Source organism: Pedobacter cryoconitis (assembly GCF_014200605.1).
Lineage (GTDB): Bacteria > Bacteroidota > Bacteroidia > Sphingobacteriales > Sphingobacteriaceae > Pedobacter > Pedobacter cryoconitis_B.
Window position 1 is genome coordinate 829,475 of record NZ_JACHCE010000002.1, and the last position, 24,888, is coordinate 854,362.

The window sequence follows — 24,888 nt, forward strand, 5'->3', positions numbered from 1 at the left end:
TTTGGTGGGATGTAATTTTTTTGCTTACCTTTGAAAGTTCACCAACAAAATTAAATATGAAATATTGTTTGCTTTTATTGAGTATGTTCCTGTTCTTGCGGGTTGACGCACAGGGAGATACTACAACGCTAGACAGTACAACGTTAGACCTTGCTACGCGAATAAAAACAGGAATGGCAACCTATTATCATAGGAAGTTTGAAGGCAGAAGAACTACCAGCGGAGCCAAATACCGGAGAAAGAAATTAACAGCTGCACACCGCACACTTCCCCTTGGTACAATCGTAACCGTAACCAACATCGCCAACGGAAAATCAGTAGATGTTGAAATCAATGACAGAGGCCCTTTTACAAAAAGATATATTATCGATGTTTCAGAAGAAGCCGCTAAAGAGCTGGGTTTTTACAGAAAAGGACAATCCAAAGTAAAAATCAGCTATGATAAATCCTCTTAAATCCTGAATATCAGGTCGCAATAGTCAGATTTGCGAATGTTATTAACAGCTTTTTAATGCTTCTTTAATAACAGCAGAAATCAATAACAACTTTACAAAGTAAATTAACTGTAATTTTTGTCTCCGCTTGTGGATAACTACGTCCGCTTGTTAACAACTATTGCTAACGTTTAAAAGCATCAAAGTTTATATTTGTTTAAACAAAAATTCTGACATAATTATCAATAATTTGTTAGGTAACGGTTTAGTAATTAGTATTTTATAGTCAAATGCAAGCCCTTATTATATTTAAATCTTATGATTTGCTGATTCAGTCTACTAAAAGGACTGTCTGAGAGGATTTACACATATTGACATCGTTTATTACCCTTATAATATACCCATGGAAGAAGAAGTATTACTGAAAGAGAACAAAGATCGCTTTGTACTTTTGCCAATTAAGTATCCGGCAATCTGGGAAATGTACAAAAAGAGTGAAGCTAGTTTTTGGACGGCAGAGGAGATTGATCTGTCTGATGATCAAAAACACTGGGATAACCTTAATGATGGAGAGCGCCACTTTATCTCTCACATCCTGGCATTTTTCTCAGCCAGCGACGGCATTGTAAATGAGAATCTTGCAGTTAACTTTATGAGTGAAGTCCAGTTACCAGAAGCACGCTGCTTTTATGGTTTCCAGATTATGATGGAAAACATCCACTCTGAGACTTATGCTTTATTAATTGATACTTATATCAAAGATGAAGCTGAAAAAGACAGACTGTTCCACGCCATTGACACTGTACCTTGTGTAAAGAAAAAAGCAGAATGGGCATTACGCTGGATCGACGGAGGAAACTTCGCAGAACGTCTGGTTGCTTTTGCGGCTGTAGAAGGTATCTTCTTCAGTGGAAGTTTCTGCTCTATTTTCTGGCTAAAGAAACGTGGATTAATGCCAGGTTTAACCTTTAGCAATGAGCTGATCTCAAGAGACGAAGGGATGCACTGCGAATTTGCCTGCCTGCTTTATAAAATGCTGAAAAACAAACTTTCTCAGGAAGCAGTTCATGGTATCATCAAAGATGCTGTTGAGATAGAGAAAGAATTTGTAACAGATGCATTGCCGGTTGCACTGATCGGTATGAACGCCAAACTAATGTCTCAGTACATTGAATTTGTGGCTGACAGATGGTCAAGTGAATTAGGCTATGATAAAATATATAACGCTACTAACCCGTTTGATTTCATGGAAATGATTTCATTACAGGGAAAAACCAATTTCTTTGAGAAACGTGTTGGTGATTACCAGAAAAGTGGTGTGTTGACGTCTTCAGAAGACAAAGCTTCGGCTTTCTCTCTGGATGATGATTTTTAATAAAAGAATATAAACTGTTGCCTATGTTCGGAATTGCCTTGAACAACAAGAATAAGCAGCATAAAACCTAAGAAAATATGTTTGTAGAAAAAAGAGATGGTCGCAAAGAAGCGGTTCGGTTTGATAAGATCACTGCCCGCATCGAAAAGTTATGTTATGGCTTTAATGTAGAACTTGTTGATCCTATAGATGTAGCCAAGAAAGTAATTGAAGGATTGTATGATGGTGTTACAACCTCAGAATTGGATAATCTTGCTGCTGAAACTGCTGCCTCTTTAACGACTAAACACCCGGACTATGCTTTATTAGCCTCAAGAATAGCCGTGTCAAATCTGCATAAGAATACCACGAAATCGTTCTCAAAGACGATGGAAATGTTATATAGATATATAGATCCTAAAACTGAAAAATCTGCTTCTCTAATTGCTGAAGATGTTTGGGAAGTTATTCAGGCAAATGCTGATCTTTTAGACAGCACAATTATTTATGACAGAGATTTTGGTTTCGATTACTTTGGTTTCAAGACCCTTGAAAAATCGTACCTGCTTAAAATTAACGGTGAAATTGTAGAACGCCCTCAGCATTTATTTATGCGTGTATCTGTAGGGATTCACAAAGGTGATATCGATAGCGTAATTGCTACTTATAACCTGATGAGTGAGCGTTGGTTTACCCATGCTACGCCTACCTTATTTAATGCAGCAACACCTAAACCTCAAATGTCATCCTGTTTCTTATTATCTATGCAGGATGATAGTATCGAAGGAATTTATGATACTTTAAAACAAACTGCTAAAATCTCACAAAGTGCTGGCGGTATTGGTTTGAGTATCCACAACGTAAGGGCTACAGGTTCTTATATCAGTGGAACAAACGGAACCAGTAATGGTATCGTACCTATGCTAAAAGTATTCAATGATACTGCACGTTATGTAGATCAGGGTGGAGGTAAACGTAAAGGTGCTTTCGCAATCTATCTGGAGCCATGGCATGCAGACGTATTCGCTTTCCTTGATTTACGTAAAAATCACGGTAAAGAAGAAATGCGCGCACGTGACTTATTCTATGCACTTTGGGTTTGCGATTTATTTATGCAGCGCGTAGAAGAAAATGGCGAATGGAGCCTGTTCTGTCCACATGAAGCACCAGGACTTGCAGAATGCTGGGGAGAAGAATTTAACGCGTTATATACCCGTTACGAAAAAGAAGGCCGTGCCCGTAAAACAATCAAAGCTCAGGAATTATGGTTTGCTATCCTGGATTCACAAATTGAAACCGGAACTCCTTACCTGTTATATAAAGATGCCGCAAACGGTAAATCTAATCAGCAGAATTTAGGAACTATCAAAAGTTCTAACTTATGTACTGAGATCATTGAGTATACCTCTAAAGACGAAGTTGCGGTATGTAACTTAGCTTCACTGGCTTTACCAAGATATGTAATCAACGGAGAATTTGACCACCAAAAATTATATGATGTAACTTATCAGGCTACTTTAAACCTGAATAAAATTATTGATTATAACTTCTACCCGGTAGAAGAAGCAAGGAACTCTAACATGCGTCACAGACCGGTTGGTTTAGGTGTACAGGGACTTGCAGATGCATTTATCTTAATGCGTTTACCTTTCGAAAGTGAAGGCGCAAGAGAACTGAATAAAGAGATTTTTGAAACGATTTACTTTGCTTCAATGACTGCTTCGCATGATCTTGCGGTTAAAGACGGAGCTTATGAAACTTTCAAAGGTTCTCCTTTATCAAAAGGTAAATTCCAGTTTGATCTTTGGAACGTAACTCCATCGAGTAACCGTTGGGACTGGGAAACTTTACGTAAAAAAGTAGTTAAAGACGGTGTACGTAACTCTTTATTGGTTGCGCCAATGCCTACAGCTTCAACTTCTCAGATTTTAGGTAACAATGAATGTTTTGAACCTTATACTTCAAACATCTATACAAGACGTGTATTGAGCGGTGAATTTATCGTGGTTAACAAACACTTATTGAAAGATTTAGTTGCTTTAGGTTTATGGACTCCGGCAATGAAAGACAGAATTATTTTGGCTAACGGTTCTATCCAGGACATCGTTGAAATCCCTGATTATATCAAAGAATTGTATAAAACAGTTTGGGAAATTAAAATGCGCAGTATCATTGATATGGCAGCCGATCGTGGTGCTTATATCTGTCAGTCGCAATCCCTTAACTTGTTTATCAACGCACCTAACACTTCTAAACTGACTTCAATGCACTTCTACGCATGGAAGAAAGGATTAAAAACAGGAATGTATTATCTGCGTACACAAGCTGCTTCTCAGGCTGTTAAATTCACAGTAGAGAACCAGGCTGGTAAAAACATGGAACCTGTAATTCCGGAACATATCGGACAGGTGGTTGAAGAAATCACTGATGGTCCGGTTTGTTCAATGGAAGAAGGCTGCATCAGCTGCTCAGGATAATCTAAATCTCATAAAATAAAAGGCAACAAGTACGGTAATTCAAATTACCGTACTTTTGTTGTATTATACCTCTTTGTAAATGGCCAAACACGAAATTATACCATGCGAACGTTGCGGTGTACCTATTGAGTGCAAGGCTAATTCCTATACTAAGTGTCAGTGCAGCATAGTATACCTTGACCTGAATGAAGTTCAGTATATCAGCGAGCATTATGATAGCTGTCTTTGCGCTAAATGTTTGTTCGAATTGCAACAGGAATACAGGGATTCTTTAACACAAACTTCGTCTTCATAAGCGCTGTATCCCCGTTTTTTTTAAAGCCGTAACAATTTTCATTTGCCGCTGTCCTAATACCCTAAAGGTACAGTATGCTCAGATTTGTCAATTTTCAGAAATCATATCATTCCTTTCCTGCTTTAAAAATAGCTGACCTTACTATTGAGCCTGGTATTTACTGGATCAAAGGAGCTAATGGGTCCGGAAAAAGCACTTTGCTAAAAACAATAGCCGGAATACTGGATTTTAAAGGAGATATTATTCTTCACCCCGATATCAGCGTGAAAAGACAAACCCTTGCTTTTCGTAAACTGGTTAATTTTGCGGAGGCCGAACCTGTTTTTCCTGAATTTTTAACGGGTAAAGAAATGGTCCGTTTGTTCGCTGAGGCGAAAGGAGCTGCCAAAGGACAGGAAGACTATTATATAGAAAGCATGAAGATGCAGTCTTATATCAACCGTCCGCTGGGAACCTATTCGAGTGGAATGCTGAAAAAACTATCTCTGATCCTGGCCTTTTTGGGGCAGCCTGAAATTATTTTACTGGATGAACCCCTGATCACTGTAGATGTAGAATCGCTGGAAGTTCTTTATCAATGGATTGCTGAAAAATATTTTAAAGATCAGACCAGTTTTCTTTTAGCTTCCCATCAGCCTCTTGAAAGTATAATACTGCCGGCTGTAAAAGAGATTTTAATCGAACATCAATCCTTAAAACTTAATTGAGATGTCCGGATCGCTCACCAGGGTATTGCTTAAAATATTTGCTTATCGCTTTTACAGGGAGCAGTCCGGGCTTTTGCTTTTTCTGTTTGTCACGATTATAAGTTATTGCTTCTTTATCAATACTGCGGGTGTTTATCAAATGGAAGAATCTACATTTTATCATTTGATGTTAATGATGACTTTTATTATCACCCCGGTAATGATGCTGCTTGTTTTCGCCTGCTGGCTGATTTATACGATCAAAAGCTGGCGATATGTAGCTGCACAATTACAGCTGGAAAATAACCAGTTCCTGTTTTATGGTATTACCTCTTTCAGTAAGGCCAGACAGTTCAAAAGCTGGTTTTGTGTACAGTTAATGATCTCTCTGCCATTTTTAGGTTATTGGCTTTTTGCAACGGTACTGGGGTTCATTTATCATGCAAACCTGATTCCTGCAATTACACTGGTATATATCTTGTTATTGGCTTCTATAAGTGCATGGCTATATGTATATCTGGTTAACCGGATTAATAAAACCAGGAAATCTGCTTTGCTGATCAGGATGAGCAGTAAGCTGAGCAAACCTTTTTCAAGCCTGTTTATGTATCATTTGTTTGACCGGTACAAACTGATTTACCTGCTGACTAAAATAGCATCCTTATTAGTGATGACTGGTATACTCTATATTTTTGCTGATTTTAAACAGGATTTACGTGTGCCTTATCTGATTATGCTTTCTATTGTGACCTTACATAGCGTGCTGATTTTTCAGGAACACCGTTTTAAAGAGACCTCTCTGAGTTTTGCCAGAAATCTCCCTTATAACAGGTCCCGTCTGTTTTTCAATTTTTCCTTCATCTATTTTCTGCTTATTCTGCCCGAATGTATTTGGTGTTTATCTAAATTTCCGTTGCCTGCAGCTCTGGAAATGCTGTTTTTTGGACTGAGTACAGCACTGCTTTTCCGCAGTATATTACACCTGATGGGTTTGAGAATGTACCGGTACCTGTTATGGGTATTCGGATGGTTTATGTTATCATTCTATATCATCATGTTTGACTTGCCCAGATTAGCTTTTAGCGCAAGCCTGCTTATTTCGTATCTTCTTTTCTACCGATATTATTATAAGCCGGAGACGTATATAAAATTCTGATTTTAAGCCCTTTTTGATGCCTGAGAGACCCTTTTCAGAATAATGGACTACAGAAAATTTTTTCTGTTAACTTTGTGGTCACAAAAATTCAAAGAATGGCTAAAGTACAAGTTGGATTGGTGCAGATGACCTGTTCCAATAACAAACAAGAAAATTTAGATAAGGCGATTGCAAAGATCCGCGAAGTTGCGGCACAGGGAGCCCAGGTGGTTTGTCTGCAGGAGCTTTTCACCTCATTATATTTCTGTGATGTTGAAGATTATGAAAACTTCAAATTAGCAGAAACTATTCCAGGCCCGTCAACCGATGTTTTATCGGCTGTTGCCAAAGAATTAAACGTAGTAATTGTTGCCTCTCTATTCGAAAAAAGAGCGGAAGGATTATATCATAATACTACGGCTGTTCTGGATGCTGATGGTGCATATTTAGGTAAATACCGTAAAATGCATATCCCTGATGATCCTGGATTCTATGAAAAATTCTATTTTACTCCTGGTGACCTGGGCTATAAAGTTTTCAAAACTAAATATGCAAAAATAGGAGTTCTGATCTGCTGGGATCAATGGTATCCTGAAGCAGCAAGAATTACTGCTTTAATGGGCGCTGATTTCCTGGTTTACCCAACCGCAATAGGATGGGCAACTACACAGGATGAAGAAACTAATAAAGAACAATATAATGCATGGCAGACTATTCAGCGATCACATTCCATTGCGAATGGTGTACCTGTAGTAAGTATTAACCGTGTAGGTGAAGAAGCTGGTGTTGCTTTCTGGGGAGGGTCATTTGTATCGAATCCATTTGGTTCACTTTTATACCAGGCTTCGCACGATAAAGAAGAATTAAAAGTCGTAGAACTTGACTTGTCTAAATCTGACAGTTACAGAACACACTGGCCTTTTTTACGTGACAGAAGAATTGAAACTTATTCACCAATTACCAAAAGATATATTGATGACGAGTCTATTTGATAACTCTCCGAAGAAAGCCGGATATAGCTTTCCAGCTGAATGGGCAAAACATGAAGCAACCTGGTTAACATGGCCTCATAAAGAAGCCTCATGGCCTGGTAAGATTGATACGATTTATGCACCATATTGTGAATTTATCAAAGTTGTAGCCCGTGGAGAGAAGGTAAGGATCAATGTGAACGATGAAGCAACCAAAGCTTTTGCCATTTCGAAACTGGAAGAAGCTGGTGCAGATTTAACACAGATTGAATTCTATTTCAACCCAAGTAATGATGCCTGGTGCCGTGATCACGGACCTGCTTTTTTATTAAACCCAAAAGCGGAACAGCAGAAAGTAGTTATTGACTGGGGGTATAATGCATGGGGTGGAAAATATCCTCCTTATGAGCTGGACGATGTTATACCTACGCGTATTGCAGATCATTTTGGCTTACCGGTATTTAATCCGGGTATTGTAATGGAAGGCGGATCTGTAGAATTTAATGGGGCAGGAACTATTTTAACTTCCAGAGCCTGTCTGTTAAATCCAAACAGAAATCCACATCTTAACAAGGAACAGATCGAAGAATATCTGAAAGAGTGTTACGGCGCAGAACAGGTTTTATGGGTTGGAGATGGTATTGTCGGAGACGATACAGATGGCCATATCGATGATATTACCCGTTTTGTGAATGCCAATACAGTATTGACTGTTGTGGAGTCAAATCCGCTGGATGAGAACTATATTCTTTTAAAAGAGAACCTGGAAGAACTGAAAGCAATGCGTTTATTAAACGGAGAGGCTTTAAACATTATCCAGTTACCAATGCCATCACCGGTTATACATGAAGATACCCGTTTACCAGCTTCGTATGCTAATTTCTATATAGCAAATGCTGCGGTAATCGTACCTACTTTCAGAGATGTAAATGATTCGATTGCATTAGATATTATTAAAGGTGCTTTTCCTGACCGTGAGGTTATTGGAATTGATTCTACAGATATTATCTGGGGGCTGGGAAGTTTCCATTGCTTAAGCCAGCAGGAACCGGCAATTTAAGATTTTCCGAAAAGCTGGATTCAGATTGGATTGACGGATTTAAACTTGAACTAACCATTATTAAATAACATACAAACACTAAATGAAACTATTAGAAGGAAAAACAGCATTAGTTACTGGTGCTTCAAAAGGAATAGGCCGCAAAATAGCGGAGAAATTTGCAGAACAGGGTGCGAATGTTGCTTTCACTTATTTGTCTTCAGTAGAAAAGGGAGAAGCATTAGAGCAGGAATTACAATCTTTCGGAACTAAAATCAAAGGATACCGTTCTGATGCCTCTAAATTTGATGAAGCAGAAAAACTAATTAGTGATATCGTTGCTGAATTTGGTACTATTGATATCGTTGTAAACAATGCCGGAATTACTAAAGACGGTTTGTTGATGCGTATGAGCGAAGAAAACTGGGATGACGTGATCAACGTAAACCTGAAATCTGTTTTTAACGTTACTAAAGCAGCTTCAAAAGTGATGATGAAAAACCGTAAAGGATCTTTCATTAACCTGAGCTCAGTAGTAGGTGTACAGGGAAATGCAGGACAGGCAAACTATGCAGCTTCTAAAGCAGGTATCATTGGTTTCTCTAAATCTGTTGCTAAAGAATTAGGCTCAAGAAATATCCGTACTAATGTAGTTGCACCTGGATTTATCCGTACAGAGATGACTGATGTATTAGATCCTAAAGTTGTCAAAGGCTGGGAAGAAGGTATTCCATTGAAACGCGCCGGTGAACCAGAAGATGTAGCAAATGTTTGTGTATTCCTTGCTTCTGATATGAGTGCCTATGTAACCGGGCAGGTATTGTCGGTTTGCGGTGGTATGTTATAGGGTATCATTTCATATAATTTATGGTAAAGGGTAAGAATCTTCCTGTCAGGGGATGGGTTCTTACCCTTTTTCTTTGGGGATGAAAACTGGTTCGGCGCTGAGGGGAAAAGAGCGTAAAAAAATGTTAAACACCAGAATTAAACACTTTATACAGGCTAAATCCAGCTCAATGCAAACAAGTTCTGAACAAGACGTGAAAGAGGACTTAACAAAGGTCTGGATAAGGCGCTTGTAGTGTGTTGATTTGCAGTTAGTTACGATCGCTTCGTTTTTGGCCTTTTTAGGGCTTGAAAATCACCATAAATCAGCATCTTTACTCTAACCTATGAATGAGACCTTTAACCTTTATACCTTCCTTGCATTTACTGGCTGCTTAGCTACTGGTTTATTTTTTGCCTGGCTGCTCTATTGGAGGGAGTCTAATCTGACGCGTCAGTTAAGGATAGGTTTAGCTATTGGCAGAACGGTAACGATGTCTTTGATCCTGTGGCTTTTGTTCTCTCCACTGATTCAGCAAATAAGTTATACACTGGAAAAGCCTGTTATAGTTATCGCTCAGGATAATTCTGAATCTATTGGTGCTTTTACACCAGCTGGATTTGACAGCCTTAAATACAGAAAAGATGTTCAGCGGCTACAGGCCGGACTTTCAGATAAATATGAGGTAAGAGGCTACAGCTTTAGTGATAAGGTAACTGATGGGCTTGATTTTAGCTATAAAGGGAAATTAACTAATGCTACTCAATTAATTAAACAGCTTAGTGATGAGCTGATGAATAAAAATGTTGGCGCAGTCATTCTGGCTACAGATGGCGTATTTAACAGGGGAGGGAATCCGGCACAGGAGCTGGCTTCGCTAAAAGCACCTGTTTATACCATTGCCCTGGGTGATACGATTCCCAAAAAAGATATCTTAATTAGCGCTGTAAATGTCAATGACCTGGTTTATCTGGATAATGATTTCAGGATGGAAGTACAGGTACAAGCTTATCAATGCAATGGTGTTCCTGTTAAATTAACTGTGCTGGAAGATGGGAAAAAGGTTCATGAAGAGACGGTGAGCGTAAATTCTGAACTGTTTTCGAAAAATATTCCGGTTAATCTGAAAGCTTCAAAAACGGGTCAGCATAAATATATCATTTCGCTGTCTCCGGTTGAAAAAGAGATTTCGGTGAAAAACAACATTTTTCAAACTTTAGTGGAGGTTATTGATGAGCGTCAGAAAGTATTAATTGCTGCTGCGGGCCCGCATCCTGATCTGGCAGCACTCAAACAAGCAATCAGTCTGAATAAACACCATGAAGTTTCTGTAGTACTGAATGATGATTTGCTAAAGATTGATCCTAAAGGATATGGATTGATTATTTTATATCAGTTGCCGGATAATCAATTCGATGCGAATACTTTATTGACTAAGATAAAAGCTGAAAAGGTTCCTGTATGGTATATCATAGGAGCGCAAAGTAATCTGAACAGGTTTAACCAGGTGCAGCAGCAAGTTAGTTTTTCGGGAAATAATGCCATTCAGTATCAATATAGTGATGTAGATAAAAACCTGTCCATTTTTGATTTAGATCCTGCTTCCCGTAAAATAATTGAAAATTTTGATCCGCTGCAGGCACCTTCTGGTTTATTTAAGGGGCTGGGTAACCAGCAGGTTGTACTGGATCAGCGCAATGGCAAAATGAAGACAGACCGTCCGGCTTTATTTTTTATGAATGATAACGGGCGTAAAACTGGTTATCTGATTGGCGAAGGTTTATGGAAGTGGAAACTGTCAGAAGCCCGTGAAAATCCTCAGACCCCGGTGTTCAATGAGCTGCTTGGCAAAATCACACAATATCTTTCTGTGAAGGACGACCGTAGAAAATTCAGGGTAAGGCCGGTTAAAAATACGTTTGAAGAGAATGACCGGATACTCTTGAATGCAATACTATACAATGATAGTTATCAACCGGTAAATACACCTGATGTCAATTTACTGCTAAAAGATGAAAAAGGAAAGACTTATAACTTTACCTTTTCCAGATTTGAATCTTCCTATCAGCTGGATGCTGGTATATTGCCTCCTGGTAATTACAGCTATACAGCCAGTACTTCACTGGGAAGCCAGCATTATCAGGATAAAGGTTCTTTTTTTGTAAATACCTTAACTGCCGAATTTCAGCAGACACTGGCAAATCATCAATTATTATATCAGTTAGCCAGCCAGACCAATGGAAAATTGTATCTTCCAGACCAGCTTTTAAAAATTAAGGACGACCTGCTTCAAAGTAACCAGTTAAAAACATGGAGTTACGAAGACCGTAAGTATGAGGAATTAATCAATTTTAAGAGTTTATTTGTACTGATTTTAGTATTGCTTAGTATAGAATGGTTTGTACGTAAAAGAAATTCAGCGCTGTAATAAAGATTAATTTATGGAATTTACTACCTCTCAGGTTATAGAAATTTTAGGGACTATTGCTTTTGCGATATCCGGATCATTTTCTGCTATTCAGCGGCGCCTTGACCCTTTTGGTGTATTAATTATTGCTTTTGTAACTTCTATTGGTGGCGGTACTGTCCGCGATTTACTGTTAGGTGATACACCCGTTAAATGGATGAGAGACGTAAACTATTGTTTGCTGATCCTGGTGACCTCTCTGCTGACTATAGTTTTAAAAAGACACCGCAAGAGGTTTACCGTTACATTGTTCCTTTTTGACTCTATGGGGTTGGGGCTATTCACCATATTGGGAATTCAAAAGGGGATTGCTTTTGGTTTGAGTCCGGGGATATGTGTGGCATTGGGTACGATTACTGGTTGTTTCGGCGGAATAATCCGGGATACTTTACTGAATACAATCCCTTTGATCTTTAAAAAGGAAATTTATGCGACAGCCTGTATCCTTGGCGGGATTCTGTATTTTACCTTATTGTTCTTTAACCTGAAAGCGGACGTGGCAAAAGTGTTGGTTATCGGGTTTATTTTCGCACTCCGGGTAGTCGTAGTCCGTTATAAACTGAGTTTGCCAAGATTTGGGTATTAGTCTTTAGGAGTAGCTCTGATGATCACAAAGACATCTTCATTGTCTTTCTTCATAAAGTATTTTTCCCTTGCAAATTTTTCTGCCGTATTCAGATTGGTGTTCAGCTCGTTCAGATCTTTTTTCACCTCGGCAGTTTGCTTTTCATAGAAATCTTTCTCTTCCTGCAGTTTATGAACTTCTGTACGGTACTCGTATTGAGAAAGCATGTCGTTCTTATCAAAGAACATCATCCAGACTGCGAATGCCACAGCAGAAAGAAAGTATTTGTTGCGAAAGATTTCCAGTAATCTGTTCATATAAACAAAGATATAAATTATAATACAAAAAAAGCATAGCCGTTTCCGACTATGCTTCCTATGCTAAAACTGAAAAATCCAGCTTATTTTTTCAAGAATTTGAAATCTTTACCAATAAAACGTGCAGCAGAACCTAATTCTTCTTCAATACGTAATAACTGGTTGTATTTTGCTATCCTGTCAGAACGTGAAGCTGAACCGGTTTTGATCTGACCACAGTTTAAAGCTACTGCTAAATCAGCGATAGTTGTATCTTCAGTTTCTCCTGAACGGTGACTCATTACAGACGTGTAACCATTGTTTTGAGCCAATGATACAGCGTTGATAGTTTCAGTCAATGAACCGATCTGGTTTACTTTGACTAAGATAGAGTTAGCAATGCTTTTATCGATTCCCTGTTGTAAACGTTTTACGTTAGTTACAAACAAATCATCACCTACTAACTGTACTTTGTTACCGATAGCTAAAGTTAAAGCTTCCCATGCATTCCAGTCATCTTCATCTAAACCGTCTTCAATAGAGATGATAGGGTATTTGTTAGCCCAGTCAACCCAATATTTAACCATTTCGTCAGAAGTTAATTTCTCACCTGATGATTTATGGAAGTTGTAAGTTTTAGTTTTTGAATCATACATCTCAGATGCAGCTGCATCCATAGCGATCCAGATATCTTTACCAGGAGTGAAACCTGCAGTTTCAATCGCTGTTAAAACAGTTTCGATTGCTTCAACGTTTGAGCCAATGTTTGGTGCAAAACCACCTTCATCACCAACATTTGTTGAATAACCTTTTTTCTTTAATACGTCTTTCAGGTGGTGAAATACCTGAGTTCCCATTTGTAATGCTTCAGAGAAGCTGCTGGCACCCAATGGCATAATCATAAACTCCTGGAAGTCGATTTTGTTATCCGCATGTGCACCACCGTTTAAGATGTTCATCATTGGAACAGGTAATGTATTTGCATTTACACCACCGATATAACGGTATAATGGTTGTCTGCTTTCTGCTGCTGCTGCTTTAGCTACCGCTAAAGAAACACCTAAGATTGCATTTGCACCTAAATTTCCTTTGTTTTCTGAACCATCAAGGTCAATCATCGCCTTGTCAATCAGATTTTGCTCAAAAACATCGATACCCTGAAGTTCTTTAGCTATTTTCTTGTTCACATTCTCAACGGCTTTTAATACACCTTTGCCCATGTAAACTTTCTTATCTCCGTCTCTTAGCTCAACAGCCTCGTGTTTACCAGTACTTGCACCAGATGGTACAGCAGCACGGCCCATTTGGCCATTTTCAGTGATTACTTCTACTTCAACAGTAGGGTTACCTCTTGAATCGAGGATTTGCCTTGCATGAACATCAATAATTAAACTCATTTTAGTTGTTTTAAGTGTTTTTATCTCCTTAGTGTAAATAATACAATTACCAGGTGATGATCAAAGTTAAAATAAAATTATAAATTATCAGGATTGATTTCCCTATAATTTTATTCCCACTTGAATACCTTCACCGCTACCGCGTATATTCCTATCCCCCAGATCACCATGATTAAAATCTGTTGTTTCACATCCCATAGCCCTGCGCCTTCAAAAGCAACTTGTCTCATTGCATCGTTTAAATAGGTCAGCGGCAATGCCCTGCTGATTGGTTGCAACCAGTTTGGGAAGTTCTCTATAGAGAAGAACGTACCAGATAATAAAAATTGTGGTAAGGTAATAATATTTGAGATAGGAGGGATTGTACTTTCGCTTTTTGCTATACCTGAAACGACGAAACCAAAGCCCATAAAAACAATCACACCAATGGTGGATAGGATCAGCATGTTCAGGACTGTCGTGACTCCATGTACGAGTGTAAAATGGAATAAGAAGTGACCAATCAGGATAATGAACAGCGCCCCGATTAAGGCAAAACCGATTCTCGCAAGTCCTTCGCCAAGGATAATACTTGATCTTTTTACCGGCGTAGCAAAGAAACGTTTAATAACCAGGGTTTGTCTTAAACTGAAAAAGACGAAGGCTGTTCCAAACACACCTGTGCTCAATAAAGAGAAGCCAAGCTGTCCGGGCAGGATAAAATCAATGGTACGGTAAGTTCTGCCATGAACTGTACTTTCTTTCAGCTCTGCTACTGATGGCTTTAAATCTTTCGTATTTAAAGTATACATCAGGTTGTTTAAGATAGATTTAAGGATATTCCCTTTATCCATCGAGGCAGATGTGTATTTTACATTTGCTAAATAAGCAGGTTCAGCGATACTGTTTTTACGGACATCAATTACACCTGCAATAGTTCCTTTTTCCAGACGCTGCTGAATTTCCGCGTTATTTTTATCTGTAATTAAATGCACTACTGAGGTATGTTGCAGGGCGATAATCACAGGGTTCTGCAGGTCAGATTCTGGTGCTACGGCAAGATCTAATTTTACACCTCCGCCTCCCAGAAAACCAAATACAAGGATGAAAATCAGTGGAAAGGCCAGTGTGAAGACTACAGCCGAAGGGCTGCGGGTAATAGATCTGAAACTTGCCTTAGCGAGTGCCAGTGTGGCTTTAGTGTTGTTATATGATTTGTTCATTTTTGAGCTCATTTAGCCTTCACGCCATTCCTGGCCTGTAAGATTGATAAATACATCTTCGAGATTAGCTTTCTTTACTTCTTTTTTTCTCTCGAATCCACTGTTGATTAACTGATCTATCAGATTGTCAGGAGTGTCCAATGCAATGATTTCACCATGTTCTACAAAAGCGACACGGTCACAAAGCTGCTCTGCTTCATCCATATAATGGGTGGTCAGTACTACCGTTGTTCCATTGTTCCTGATGTCGATAATCAGGTCCCATAAGTTACGGCGTGCCTGAGGGTCAAGTCCCGTTGTAGGTTCGTCCAGAAAGATAATTTTAGGAGAATTCAATAAAGTAGTCGCAATAGAAAAGCGTTGTTTCTGTCCGCCAGAAAGTGCTTTGAATTTTGCTTTGGCTTTATCCTGAAGATTTACTTTCTCCAGCATCTCCATAGGTTTGATGTTTACGCCATATAAACCGGCAAAAAGTTCCATCAGCTCCACAAGGTTCAGGTTGGGGTAATAACCCGCTGCCTGTAATTGTACACCAATAATCCTTTTGATTTCGTTGGCATCTTTATCTACAGAAAGGCCATCTACTGTGATTTCTCCCGAAGTTTTCTCCCGGAGTGTTTCGATAATTTCTAAAGTAGTCGTTTTTCCTGCACCGTTAGGGCCCAGTAGTCCGAAGATCTCATTTTGATAGACGTCGAAACTAATCCCTTTGACTGCTGTGAAGTCAGCATAATTTTTTACCAGATTACGGACACTGATAATGGTATTCGTTTTATCCATGAGATAAATGTAATAAGGTTTAATGTAAAAAGGATTGATGTGACTCAATCCTTTCTTAAAATGTCGGTAAAATGATGGTTAGAACCGGTGATTACCGATCTACCAGCTTAATTCACCTTTGATCAGGCTCACAAAGTCATCAAATAAATAACGTGAATCATGCGGGCCAGGTGAAGACTCCGGGTGATATTGTACCGAGAATGCTTTTTTGCCTTTCACACGAATTCCTTCGATAGACTGGTCGTTTAAGTTGATATGGGTGATTTCCACTTTGTCAGAATTTCTCACTTCTTCGGGGATTACACCGAAACCGTGATTCTGAGAAGTTACTTCGCAGTGGTTTTTAATAATATTTTTTACCGGGTGATTTAATCCCCTGTGGCCGTTAAACATTTTCATCGTACCAATTCCATTAGCCTGAGCTAATAACTGGTGGCCTAAACAAATACCAAATAATGGTTTGTCTGAAGCAAGAATTTGTTTAACAGTTTCAATAGCATAAGGCATTGCCGATGGATCTCCAGGGCCGTTAGACACAAAGTAAGCATCAGCTCCCCATTTGTCCATTTCTTCAAAAGTAGTTTTTGCAGGGAAAACCTGTACGTATAAATCTCTTTCGTCGAAATTACGCAATGTGTTTTTCTTGATTCCGAAATCCAGGGTAGCTACTTTATAAGTTGCATCTGGTGAACCGTAGAAATAAGGTTCTTTGGTCGAAACCTGTGAAGATAATTCTAGTCCGTCCATAGAAGGCACTTGCGCTAATTTAGCTTTCAGTTCTTCGATATCAGTAATTTCAGAAGAGATAATCGCATTCATTGCTCCCTGATCTCTGATTTTTCTTACCAAAGCACGGGTATCGATATCAGATATTCCAACAATGTTTTCATCCTGGAAATAATCCTGTATAGATTCATTAGCCTCTTTACGGCTATAACCGATGTTGTAGTTTTTGCAAACTAAACCTGCAATCTTAATCGAATCTGATTCGATTTCTTCTTTATGAATTCCATAATTACCAATATGGGCATTCGTAGTGACCATGATTTGTCCGAAATAAGATGGGTCAGTGAAAATTTCCTGATAACCCGTCATTCCTGTATTGAAACAAATCTCTCCTGTTGTTGTACCAATCTTTCCGGCAGCTTTACCGTGGTAAACAGTACCGTCAGCCAATAACAGGATAGCAGGTAACTTGGTGTAGTTAGTCATCGTAATTAAAATGAAAAATAAAGTTTAAAAAAGGGATTAATGAACGAAGATTTGCGGTTTTGATGTCGCTATAATGATTAACAAATGTGCTGTTGTTTAACCCGTTCATTTCGGGATACAAAGATAGCTTTTTCATCTTTAAATCCATATTTTTTTTATCAGGATTATATTGTTACATCAGATATCGCTCATATATTAAAGGGTTAGGGTAATTTTCTCGATTGAATACCCTAATTTTGCTCCCCTAAAAGCATAAATTTATGTCTATACACAAAGAAGTAAAGCGTATTACAACCCACATTCTGCAAGAAATGAAACAGAGTGGTGAGAAAATATCGATGTTAACTGCTTATGATTATTCCATGGCTACGGTTCTGGATGATGCAGGACTTGATGTTTTATTGGTTGGTGATTCAGCTTCAAACGTAATGGCGGGCCATGAAACTACTTTGCCGATTACACTGGATCAGATGATTTATCATGCACAGGGTGTCGTTAGAGGCGCAACACGTGCTTTTGTCGTAGTGGATCTTCCTTTTGGTTCTTACCAGGGTAATTCAAAGGAAGCTTTAAGCTCTGCAATCAGGATTATGAAAGAATCAGGTGCCCACGGCGTAAAACTGGAAGGTGGAACTGAAGTTGTAGATTCTATTTCGCGTATTATTACTGCGGGAATTCCGGTTATGGGCCATTTAGGTTTAACACCTCAATCAATTTATAAATTTGGTACTTACACTGTAAGGGCTAAAGGGGAAGCTGAAGCAGAAAAACTTAAGGTTGATGCCCAGGCTTTACAGGATGCTGGTTGTTTTGCAGTTGTATTGGAAAAAATACCTGCAGCATTAGCTAAAGAAGTTTCTGAAAGTCTGCATATCCCGGTTATCGGAATAGGTGCTGGTCCGCATTGTGACGGACAGGTTTTAGTTGTAAACGATATGATCGGATTAACTAAAGGCTTTAAACCACGTTTTTTACGTCAGTACATCAATCTGTATGACGGAATTTTAGATGCCGCAAAAGCATATATTAAGGATGTGAAAGCGAATGACTTTCCAAATGAAAAAGAGCAATACTAAAAATGTCGGTAACTGATAAAGATGTACTTTTCGAAGATAATCACCTGATTGCAATTTGCAAACGTGCAGGTGATATTGTCCAGGTTGATGAAACCCGTGACGAACCATTGGAAGATATGGTGAAAAGATATATCGCTAAAAAATACAATAAACCTAACAGTGCGTTTCTGGGAGTGGTACATCGTTTAGACCGTCCGGTAAGCGGGGTGATCTTATTTGCTAAAACAAGTAAGGCGCTGGAAAGAATGAATGCCATTTTTAAAAACAGGGAAGTTAAGAAAACTTACTGGGCGGTTGTACGCAACCGTCCGGCCAATATTTCCGGAACTTTAGTGCATTGGCTGGTTAAAAATCCAAAGACAAATGTGGTTACTGCACATAACACAGAAGTTCAGGGGAGTCAGCGTGCTGAATTAAGCTACAGACTGCTTGGTGAGCTGGGCGGTTATTATCTGATCGAGGTTGATCCTTTAACAGGACGTTCTCATCAGATCAGGGTGCAGCTTTCTACTTTAGGCTGCCCGATTGTGGGTGATAATAAATACGGCTACCCTCGTGGCAGCCGTAAAGGAAGTATTTGTTTGCATGCCAGAAGACTGCAGTTTCTTCATCCTGTTAAAAAGGAACCGGTAAATATCTTTGCCAAACTTCCTGTAGATGGGTTTTGGGAACGTTTTGAATCCTTTTAAGGATTCAAAACACTTTTTATTTACAGGCTACCGGTGATAAGGTAATATCCCCAAATTTAAGACCTGCCAGATTGGTAAATACTCTTCTGCCATCAGCTTCCTGACTTGGCCCGTAACCTTCTAACAACTGATCTCCTTTTTTGACAAATGCAACCTGTCTGTAAGAGGTAGTTCCTTCAGACTGAAAAGTATAATCAGCAATGATCGTATCTCCTTTGATTATTCCTGCGATAGTACCGGCATTTTTATCTTTCTCATAAAAATTATAGTTTAAGCTACCTGCTACTGCATTTCCTGCGGTAATCAATGATAAAGAAACAGTGTCTTTATCTTTAATATAAACATAACAGGTTTTTGCTTTGGAAGCAGTCGTATCAGGAGCTGTGGCCAGACTGTCTATTTTTTGTTCTGTAGTTTTATTTTGTTTACAGGCTGCGAAAAGCCCTGCCAGTATAACTAATGATAAGATTGTTTTTTTCATATTGGTGTTTTTGTACAGAGATTACCTGCTAAAAATAAGTATACGGTTTATTTAGCACAAGAGTCTGGCCAAAAATAATTTCTGCCAATGGTAATAATTATTGTCGGACTAATATTTGTTTTGAAATCATTTGTAAATTGATCTTATGATTTAAAATTTATAAATATTTAATAGAGCGTTGTGACATAACATTTAGGATACCTGCAAAAGAAAAGCTCTGTTTCGCAATCTTTCCATTAAAAGGAAATGATTGTGAAACAGAGCTTGTTTTATTTGTAAAGCTTTTTAAACGTCCTGGTTGTTACCAAACATAAGTCGCAACAGCACCAGCCGGCAATGTAGTCTCCACTGTTTTTCCTTTATACTGAATGTTAAAAGTCTTTTCAGCAGAGTTCCCATTGACAACGATCAATGCGGTCTTTCCATCAGGAGTCCTGAAAGCTACGTTTTCTAAATTGTCAGTAATATTAGAACCAATTCTATAAGATCCTGGTCTCACAAATTTAGAAGCATGACCAATAATGTAATAAGCTACATTTCTGGTTACCTCAGGAGCTATTGTGATCGCCCCTAAGCAAGTTGTACAGCCTCCAACGGTATGTGGCCCATAAGAAGGATCGGCAGCTACATTCCACTCTAAAACGTTTCTGCTCCAGTTACGGGTCGCTCCGATAATCAGGGTAGAAACATGCCATTTTAAATCATCATCGAATTTACCAGGACCGCCAACCCATTGCTCTGTGAAGTACAGATTTTTATCAGGGTGTGCCTCATGAACTTTAGACAATGCAGTGATCTGGCCGCCATATAAATGGAAAGCTGATCCGTCCACATATTGTTTCGCCTGTGGATCATCCAGAATTGTAATCGGATAATCAGGGCGGTCTGCATTATGATCGTAAATGATAATCTTTGTTTTAACACCAGCAGCTTTAAATACCGGGCCTAAAGCAGTTTTAATAAATACAGCCTGGTCTTTGGCTTCCATATACATACTTGGTACATTTCCAGGATGCAAAGGCTCGTTCTGAATAGTGATCGCATCGATCGTAATTCCCTGGGCTTTCATCGCATGGATATACTTCACCAGGTATTTCGAATAAGACTCATAATATTCTGGTTTCAGACTTCCACCTTTAAAACTGTGATTAGTTTTCATCCAGGTAGGGGCAGTCCATGGAGAACCCAGAATTTTTAAATCTGGATTAATAGCCAGGATCTTTTTCAGGATAGGTACTAAATCCGTCATTTCTTTCGCGATAGAGAATTTATCCTGATTAATATCAGTCTGTCCCTCTGGCAATTCATTGTAAGTAAAGTTATCTGCACTCAGATCAGAAGCACCGATACTGATTCTCAAATAACTTACACCGATACCGTTTTTCCTGGGAGAGAACAATTCCTGTAATAAGGCATCTTTAGTTTTTGCATCCAATGCGTTGATTAAGCCCGCACTTCCACCAGTTAAAGTGTAGCCAAAGCCATCAATCGTTTGGAATTTTTGTGTTTCATCAACTTTAATTACCGGATTGGCAGATTGCGCTGTACCAAACTTTAAAGTTGCCGGCTGTTCTTGCAGTAAGGCTGATTTATCGCCTTTAGTCAGCCAGTACTTAACTTCTCCATTAACAGCAGCAGACCCGTTAGAATCTGTAGCTGTTCTTTTTGCTGAACACGCAGCCAGCGTGATCGCAAAAGCAAATAAGATATTTCTCTTCATAATTAATTACTGGTTGTAAGTAAAATTGATTTTCTGATCAGCAATTTGTACGGTAAAATCTCCGTCTTCTGTTACTTTTTGGCCTTCTGGATTAATAAAGCCTAAATCATCAGCAGTAATTTTAAAAGTTACTGTTTTAGTTTCACCAGCTTTAAGTTCTATTTTATCAAAACCTCTTAAACGTTTTACATCCGGACTAACCAGGGTAGCAACCAGGTCTGAAGTGAATAACAATACACTTTCTTTACCGGTAACTTTACCTGTATTGGTTACATCCACAGCAATTGTTAAAGTTTCTCCTTTTTTCAAATTAGCAGTACTTAATTTAACCGGACTGTATTTGAAAGTCGTATAGCTTAAACCAAATCCGAAAACATATTGAGGATTATAATCTGCATCGTAGTTATAAACACCTTCTGTAGTAGAACGTGACTCTGATGGCTTATGGTAATAAGTGAATAAAGCATTTGGATATTGCGGATAAGTATAAGGCAGTTTACCTGATGGGTTTACTGTACCTAAAAGGACATCAGCAATAGCATCACCCCCAAAATTTCCTGGTAAATAACTTTGTACAACAGCACTCATTTTCTTTTCAAACTTAGAGATCACTCTTGGACGGCCTTCGTTTAATACTAAAATGATCTTTTTTCCAGTTGCAGCAAGTTTTTGTGCAAGCTCAGTTTGAAGATCTGAAAGATAAAGGTCACTTAAATTACCTGGAGTTTCTGTATAAGAGTTCTCTCCTAAACATAATACAACTACATCCGCATCTTTTGCTGCGGCAATAGCTGCATCCATTTGATCTGCGTATTCTTCAAAGTATTTGCCATCCATTTTATAGCTCACACCTGGTACATAAGTCACGTTTTGTTTACCTGCTTTAAGTTCCAGCGCTTTCAGGATCGTGTTATATTTTGCTGCAAATTCTTCAACTTTTTCTCCCTGCCACGAATAAGTCCATGCACCATTCAGTGTTCTCATAGAATTGGCATTAGGACCTGTAACCAGGATCTTCATTGATTTATTCAATGGCAATGCCTGATCAGTGTTTTTTAATAAAGTAATAGACTCGGCAGCTGCCTGGTAAGAAGCCTGTTCAAATTCCTTACTTCCAAACTTAGGATAATCTTTAGGATTGGTTGTTGGTTTATTGAAAAGATCCAAATCAAATTTTACCTGTAAGATTCTTCTTACTGCATCATCAATACGGCTTTCTTTAACTTTACCTTCTTTAACCAAAGCAATCAGGTCATCACAAAATGGCTCATAGTTATAAGCAACCATTGACATATCAATACCTGCATTGATCGCAATTCTTACTGCATCTTTATTGTCTTTAGCTACATGATCTCTTTTGTAAAGGTTCTCGATATCACCCCAGTCAGTAACTGCTAAACCTTTGAAGCCTAATTCTTCTTTTAATAGTTTAGTCAGCAGGTTATAGTTGGCATGTACCGGAACACCGTTGATAATACCCGAGTTAATCATAATAGTTTTAGCACCTGCCTGAATAGCAGCCCTGAAAGAAGGTAAGTGGTATTCTCTTAAAGCCTGATCAGAAATATAGGCAGGAGTTCTGTCTTTACCCGAAACCGGTACCTGGTAACCTAAAAAGTGTTTAATTGAAGAAGCGACACGGTATGGGTTTGAAACATCATTATTGTCTCCTTCCAGACCTTTTACAGCCTGAATACCCATTTCGCTTACTAAATAAGGATCTTCTCCAAAACTTTCCCACTGACGTGGAAAACGCGGGTCAGCACCTAAATCCAATAAAGGAGAAAAAGCCCATGGAATAGAGCTTGCACGGGTTTCGTAAGCAGTAATTTCAGCTCCTTTACGTACAAGGCTTCTATTAAAAGTTGCTGCCTGGCCTATTTGCTGAGGGAACATCGTTGCACCGGCAGTATAAGTTTCACCATGAATCGCATCAATACCATAGATTACAGGAATACCATTCTTATTCCCTTTCATCGCAGTCTGCTGGATTTTGCTGATAATTTCATACCAGACTTTAGTCGTTCTGGCTCTGTTGTTTGAGGTATTTAACACGGAGCCCAGCTTATATTGGATCAATGCCTTTTCCATTGCCTTTTGATCCAGTGAAAATGGCTCTGTACTGGTATAACGGTCATTACCTGCGCCTATAACATCTAATGTTATCTGGGCCATCTGACCAACCTTTTCTTCAAGAGTCATTTTCTGAAGCAGGCTTTCTACTTTGGCATTGTTCTTCGTCTGGCTATTCGCCACTCCGCAAGAGATCAATAATAAAAGGGCTGAGAGGGGTTTTTTTAAATACATTTCAATTTTTGACTTAATTAAAAGGCAGCCTGAGCTGCCTTAAGGATTGATTTTTTATTATCTGATATTAGGATTTCTATCTATTTCCTTTTGTGGAATAGGGAAAAGTAATTTTTCAGGTGTTACATTATAGTTTAATGGTGCTCCTTTACCATCTAATTGTGCATTCATCACTGCAATTGCCCTGTTTGTTCTTAATAAATCAAACCAGCGGTGACCTTCAAATGCAAGTTCCAGTCTGCGTTCTTTTTCAATAGCCAAACGCATTGAAGCCTGATCAGCTGCAGGTGTACCTGATAGCTTTACCCTTGCTCTGATCTGATCTACAATCACCTTTGATTGTACCCATCCTGCACTGCTGATCTCATTCAGTGCTTCAGCTTTTAGCAATAGAATATCTGCAAGACGCAGGATATAATTATCACTTTTATCATCTGCTCTGTATTTATTGATGAACGGATAGTTACTTTTTGGCCAGTAGATATCTGACCAGCCGTCTGAACTTACATTTCTAAAGAGAACACTTGAGTTTTTACGGATCAGGTCTCCTTCATCGTCAAATGCCTTAACCAAATCATTCGATGGTGTGTTAAATCTTTTCCAGCCTGTTCCGGTAATGATACCTGGCATCCAGTTACCATGCTCGCCACCATTTCCCTGAAATTGCAGTTCCCAGATAGACTCTGAATTGTTTTTGTTAGCGATATCAAATAATCCATTAAAATTAGGAAATAATGAATATCCGCCAGCTATAGTTGCATCGCAATACTGATTAACTTTTGTCCAGTCCGGGGATGGCATGGTTGCATACACTTTGGCAAGTAATGCATTTGCCACACCTTTTGTAAAAATACCCTTATTGGCAGATGTTGCACTTGCATTTGCTACTGCAAATTCAAGATCTTTGATAATTTGTGCATAGATCTTGTCTATAGCAACCTTAGGCTGCTGAGTATCTGCAAGATTTGTAGGGGTTTTTAAAATCAGGGGTGCAGCTCCGTATAAACGTACAATGTTAAAGTACATATAAGCACGTATTCCGCTTGCTTCACCAAGAATCTGATTTCTTCTGCCGCTGGCATCTAATGAGGGATCAGGTACTTTTGGTATGTTTTCTATAACCTCATTCGCGTTTTTAATATCTGAATAAAGTGATGACCAGTCACGGTCAACATTTCCATTCGTTGAATTTGTTGTGAATAAGTCTAGCTGGATATTAGCAGGATTATCACCGCCAGCATAAGCATTATCAGAAATTACATCACCATTGGTCATGAAATCCCAGATGTGATAATCATTGTACATGCCATCATAAACGCCTTTCATTAATTTATTGGCGCCTGCAGCATCAGTTAAAGCAACCTCTCCGGTAATTTTATCAATAGGATCTTTGCTTAGAAAGTCCTTTTTACAGCCAGATTGTATGGAAAGGACAAAAGCCCCGGCTGCGATCAGTGAATATATTTTTAAGTTCATTTT

General features: G+C 38.7%; 22 protein-coding genes. 13 read left to right on the plus strand and 9 right to left on the minus strand.

Going from position 1 to position 24,888, the window contains the following annotated elements:
* Nucleotides 1–56 precede the first annotated feature (56 nt).
* The 11 genes from HDE68_RS09680 to HDE68_RS09730 all read left to right on the plus strand — a co-directional run bounded on the left by HDE68_RS09680 (nucleotide 57) and on the right by HDE68_RS09730 (nucleotide 12,270).
* Nucleotides 57–455 carry a septal ring lytic transglycosylase RlpA family protein gene (locus tag HDE68_RS09680; RefSeq protein ID WP_183881285.1) on the plus strand — a complete coding sequence of 133 codons (399 nt, stop codon included), beginning with the start codon at nucleotides 57–59 and terminating at the stop codon, nucleotides 453–455.
* Nucleotides 456–837: 382 nt separating this feature from the next.
* Nucleotides 838–1,809, plus strand: coding sequence for a ribonucleoside-diphosphate reductase small subunit (locus tag HDE68_RS09685; protein WP_221300704.1), 972 nt, complete (start codon nucleotides 838–840; stop codon nucleotides 1,807–1,809).
* Nucleotides 1,810–1,886: 77 nt separating this feature from the next.
* Nucleotides 1,887–4,265, plus strand: a complete 2,379-nt coding sequence (locus HDE68_RS09690) for a ribonucleoside-diphosphate reductase subunit alpha (protein WP_183881287.1) — start codon at nucleotides 1,887–1,889, stop codon at nucleotides 4,263–4,265.
* A 79-nt stretch (nucleotides 4,266–4,344) separates the two neighbouring features.
* A complete protein-coding gene (locus tag HDE68_RS09695) occupies nucleotides 4,345–4,560 on the plus strand; it encodes a cysteine-rich CWC family protein (RefSeq protein ID WP_183881289.1) in 216 nt (71 codons plus the stop codon).
* 74 nt (nucleotides 4,561–4,634) lie between these two features.
* Entirely contained in the window at nucleotides 4,635–5,267 is a 633-nt protein-coding gene (locus HDE68_RS09700) for an ABC transporter ATP-binding protein (RefSeq protein ID WP_183881291.1), read from the plus strand.
* A 1-nt stretch (nucleotide 5,268) separates the two neighbouring features.
* Nucleotides 5,269–6,402, plus strand: coding sequence for a hypothetical protein (locus tag HDE68_RS09705; protein ID WP_183881293.1), 1,134 nt, complete (start codon nucleotides 5,269–5,271; stop codon nucleotides 6,400–6,402).
* Nucleotides 6,403–6,497: 95 nt separating this feature from the next.
* Nucleotides 6,498–7,373, plus strand: a complete 876-nt coding sequence (locus tag HDE68_RS09710) for a carbon-nitrogen hydrolase (protein WP_183881295.1) — start codon at nucleotides 6,498–6,500, stop codon at nucleotides 7,371–7,373.
* On the plus strand, nucleotides 7,357–8,412 hold the full coding sequence (locus HDE68_RS09715) for an agmatine/peptidylarginine deiminase (protein ID WP_183881297.1): 1,056 nt from the start codon (nucleotides 7,357–7,359) through the stop codon (nucleotides 8,410–8,412). The genes HDE68_RS09710 and HDE68_RS09715 overlap by 17 nt, the downstream gene beginning before the upstream one ends.
* 82 nt (nucleotides 8,413–8,494) lie before the next feature.
* Nucleotides 8,495–9,238, plus strand: a complete 744-nt coding sequence (gene fabG / locus HDE68_RS09720) for a 3-oxoacyl-[acyl-carrier-protein] reductase (protein ID WP_183881299.1) — start codon at nucleotides 8,495–8,497, stop codon at nucleotides 9,236–9,238.
* A 325-nt stretch (nucleotides 9,239–9,563) separates the two neighbouring features.
* Nucleotides 9,564–11,645 (plus strand): hypothetical protein, encoded by a 2,082-nt coding sequence (locus tag HDE68_RS09725; protein ID WP_183881300.1) that lies wholly within the window; start codon nucleotides 9,564–9,566, stop codon nucleotides 11,643–11,645.
* Nucleotides 11,646–11,658: 13 nt separating this feature from the next.
* Nucleotides 11,659–12,270 (plus strand): trimeric intracellular cation channel family protein, encoded by a 612-nt coding sequence (locus tag HDE68_RS09730; RefSeq protein WP_183881302.1) that lies wholly within the window; start codon nucleotides 11,659–11,661, stop codon nucleotides 12,268–12,270.
* Here the strand turns inward: HDE68_RS09730 and HDE68_RS09735 are convergent.
* From HDE68_RS09735 to carA, 5 genes are all read right to left on the minus strand, one after another.
* Nucleotides 12,267–12,566: an FtsB family cell division protein gene (locus HDE68_RS09735; protein ID WP_183881304.1), complete on the minus strand. Its 300-nt coding sequence runs from the start codon at nucleotides 12,564–12,566 to the stop codon at nucleotides 12,267–12,269. The two genes, HDE68_RS09730 and HDE68_RS09735, sit on opposite strands and share 4 nt — an antisense overlap.
* Nucleotides 12,567–12,649: 83 nt before the next feature.
* Nucleotides 12,650–13,942 (minus strand): phosphopyruvate hydratase, encoded by a 1,293-nt coding sequence (gene eno / locus HDE68_RS09740; RefSeq protein ID WP_183881306.1) that lies wholly within the window; start codon nucleotides 13,940–13,942, stop codon nucleotides 12,650–12,652.
* A 110-nt stretch (nucleotides 13,943–14,052) separates the two neighbouring features.
* Nucleotides 14,053–15,144: an ABC transporter permease gene (locus tag HDE68_RS09745; protein WP_183881307.1), complete on the minus strand. Its 1,092-nt coding sequence runs from the start codon at nucleotides 15,142–15,144 to the stop codon at nucleotides 14,053–14,055.
* A 12-nt stretch (nucleotides 15,145–15,156) separates the two neighbouring features.
* Complete coding sequence (locus HDE68_RS09750) at nucleotides 15,157–15,924, minus strand: ABC transporter ATP-binding protein (protein WP_183881309.1); 768 nt, start codon at nucleotides 15,922–15,924, stop codon at nucleotides 15,157–15,159.
* A 99-nt stretch (nucleotides 15,925–16,023) separates the two neighbouring features.
* On the minus strand, nucleotides 16,024–17,136 hold the full coding sequence (gene carA / locus HDE68_RS09755) for a glutamine-hydrolyzing carbamoyl-phosphate synthase small subunit (RefSeq protein ID WP_183881311.1): 1,113 nt from the start codon (nucleotides 17,134–17,136) through the stop codon (nucleotides 16,024–16,026).
* A 260-nt stretch (nucleotides 17,137–17,396) separates the two neighbouring features.
* Between carA and panB the strand changes: the two genes are divergently transcribed.
* Complete coding sequence (gene panB, locus HDE68_RS09760) at nucleotides 17,397–18,212, plus strand: 3-methyl-2-oxobutanoate hydroxymethyltransferase (RefSeq protein WP_183881313.1); 816 nt, start codon at nucleotides 17,397–17,399, stop codon at nucleotides 18,210–18,212.
* Nucleotides 18,213–18,214: 2 nt separating this feature from the next.
* On the plus strand, nucleotides 18,215–18,901 hold the full coding sequence (locus tag HDE68_RS09765) for an RluA family pseudouridine synthase (RefSeq protein ID WP_183881315.1): 687 nt from the start codon (nucleotides 18,215–18,217) through the stop codon (nucleotides 18,899–18,901).
* Nucleotides 18,902–18,917: 16 nt separating this feature from the next.
* On the opposite strand, the gene HDE68_RS09770 is transcribed toward HDE68_RS09765, so the two are convergent.
* From HDE68_RS09770 to HDE68_RS09785, 4 genes are all read right to left on the minus strand, one after another.
* Nucleotides 18,918–19,382 carry a hypothetical protein gene (locus HDE68_RS09770; protein ID WP_183881317.1) on the minus strand — a complete coding sequence of 155 codons (465 nt, stop codon included), beginning with the start codon at nucleotides 19,380–19,382 and terminating at the stop codon, nucleotides 18,918–18,920.
* A gap of 301 nt (nucleotides 19,383–19,683) precedes the next feature.
* Entirely contained in the window at nucleotides 19,684–21,102 is a 1,419-nt protein-coding gene (locus HDE68_RS09775) for a glycoside hydrolase family 30 protein (protein ID WP_183881319.1), read from the minus strand.
* A gap of 6 nt (nucleotides 21,103–21,108) precedes the next feature.
* Nucleotides 21,109–23,409, minus strand: coding sequence for a glycoside hydrolase family 3 N-terminal domain-containing protein (locus tag HDE68_RS09780; RefSeq protein ID WP_183881321.1), 2,301 nt, complete (start codon nucleotides 23,407–23,409; stop codon nucleotides 21,109–21,111).
* Nucleotides 23,410–23,466: 57 nt separating this feature from the next.
* Nucleotides 23,467–24,885: a RagB/SusD family nutrient uptake outer membrane protein gene (locus tag HDE68_RS09785; protein ID WP_183881323.1), complete on the minus strand. Its 1,419-nt coding sequence runs from the start codon at nucleotides 24,883–24,885 to the stop codon at nucleotides 23,467–23,469.
* Nucleotides 24,886–24,888 lie beyond the last annotated feature (3 nt).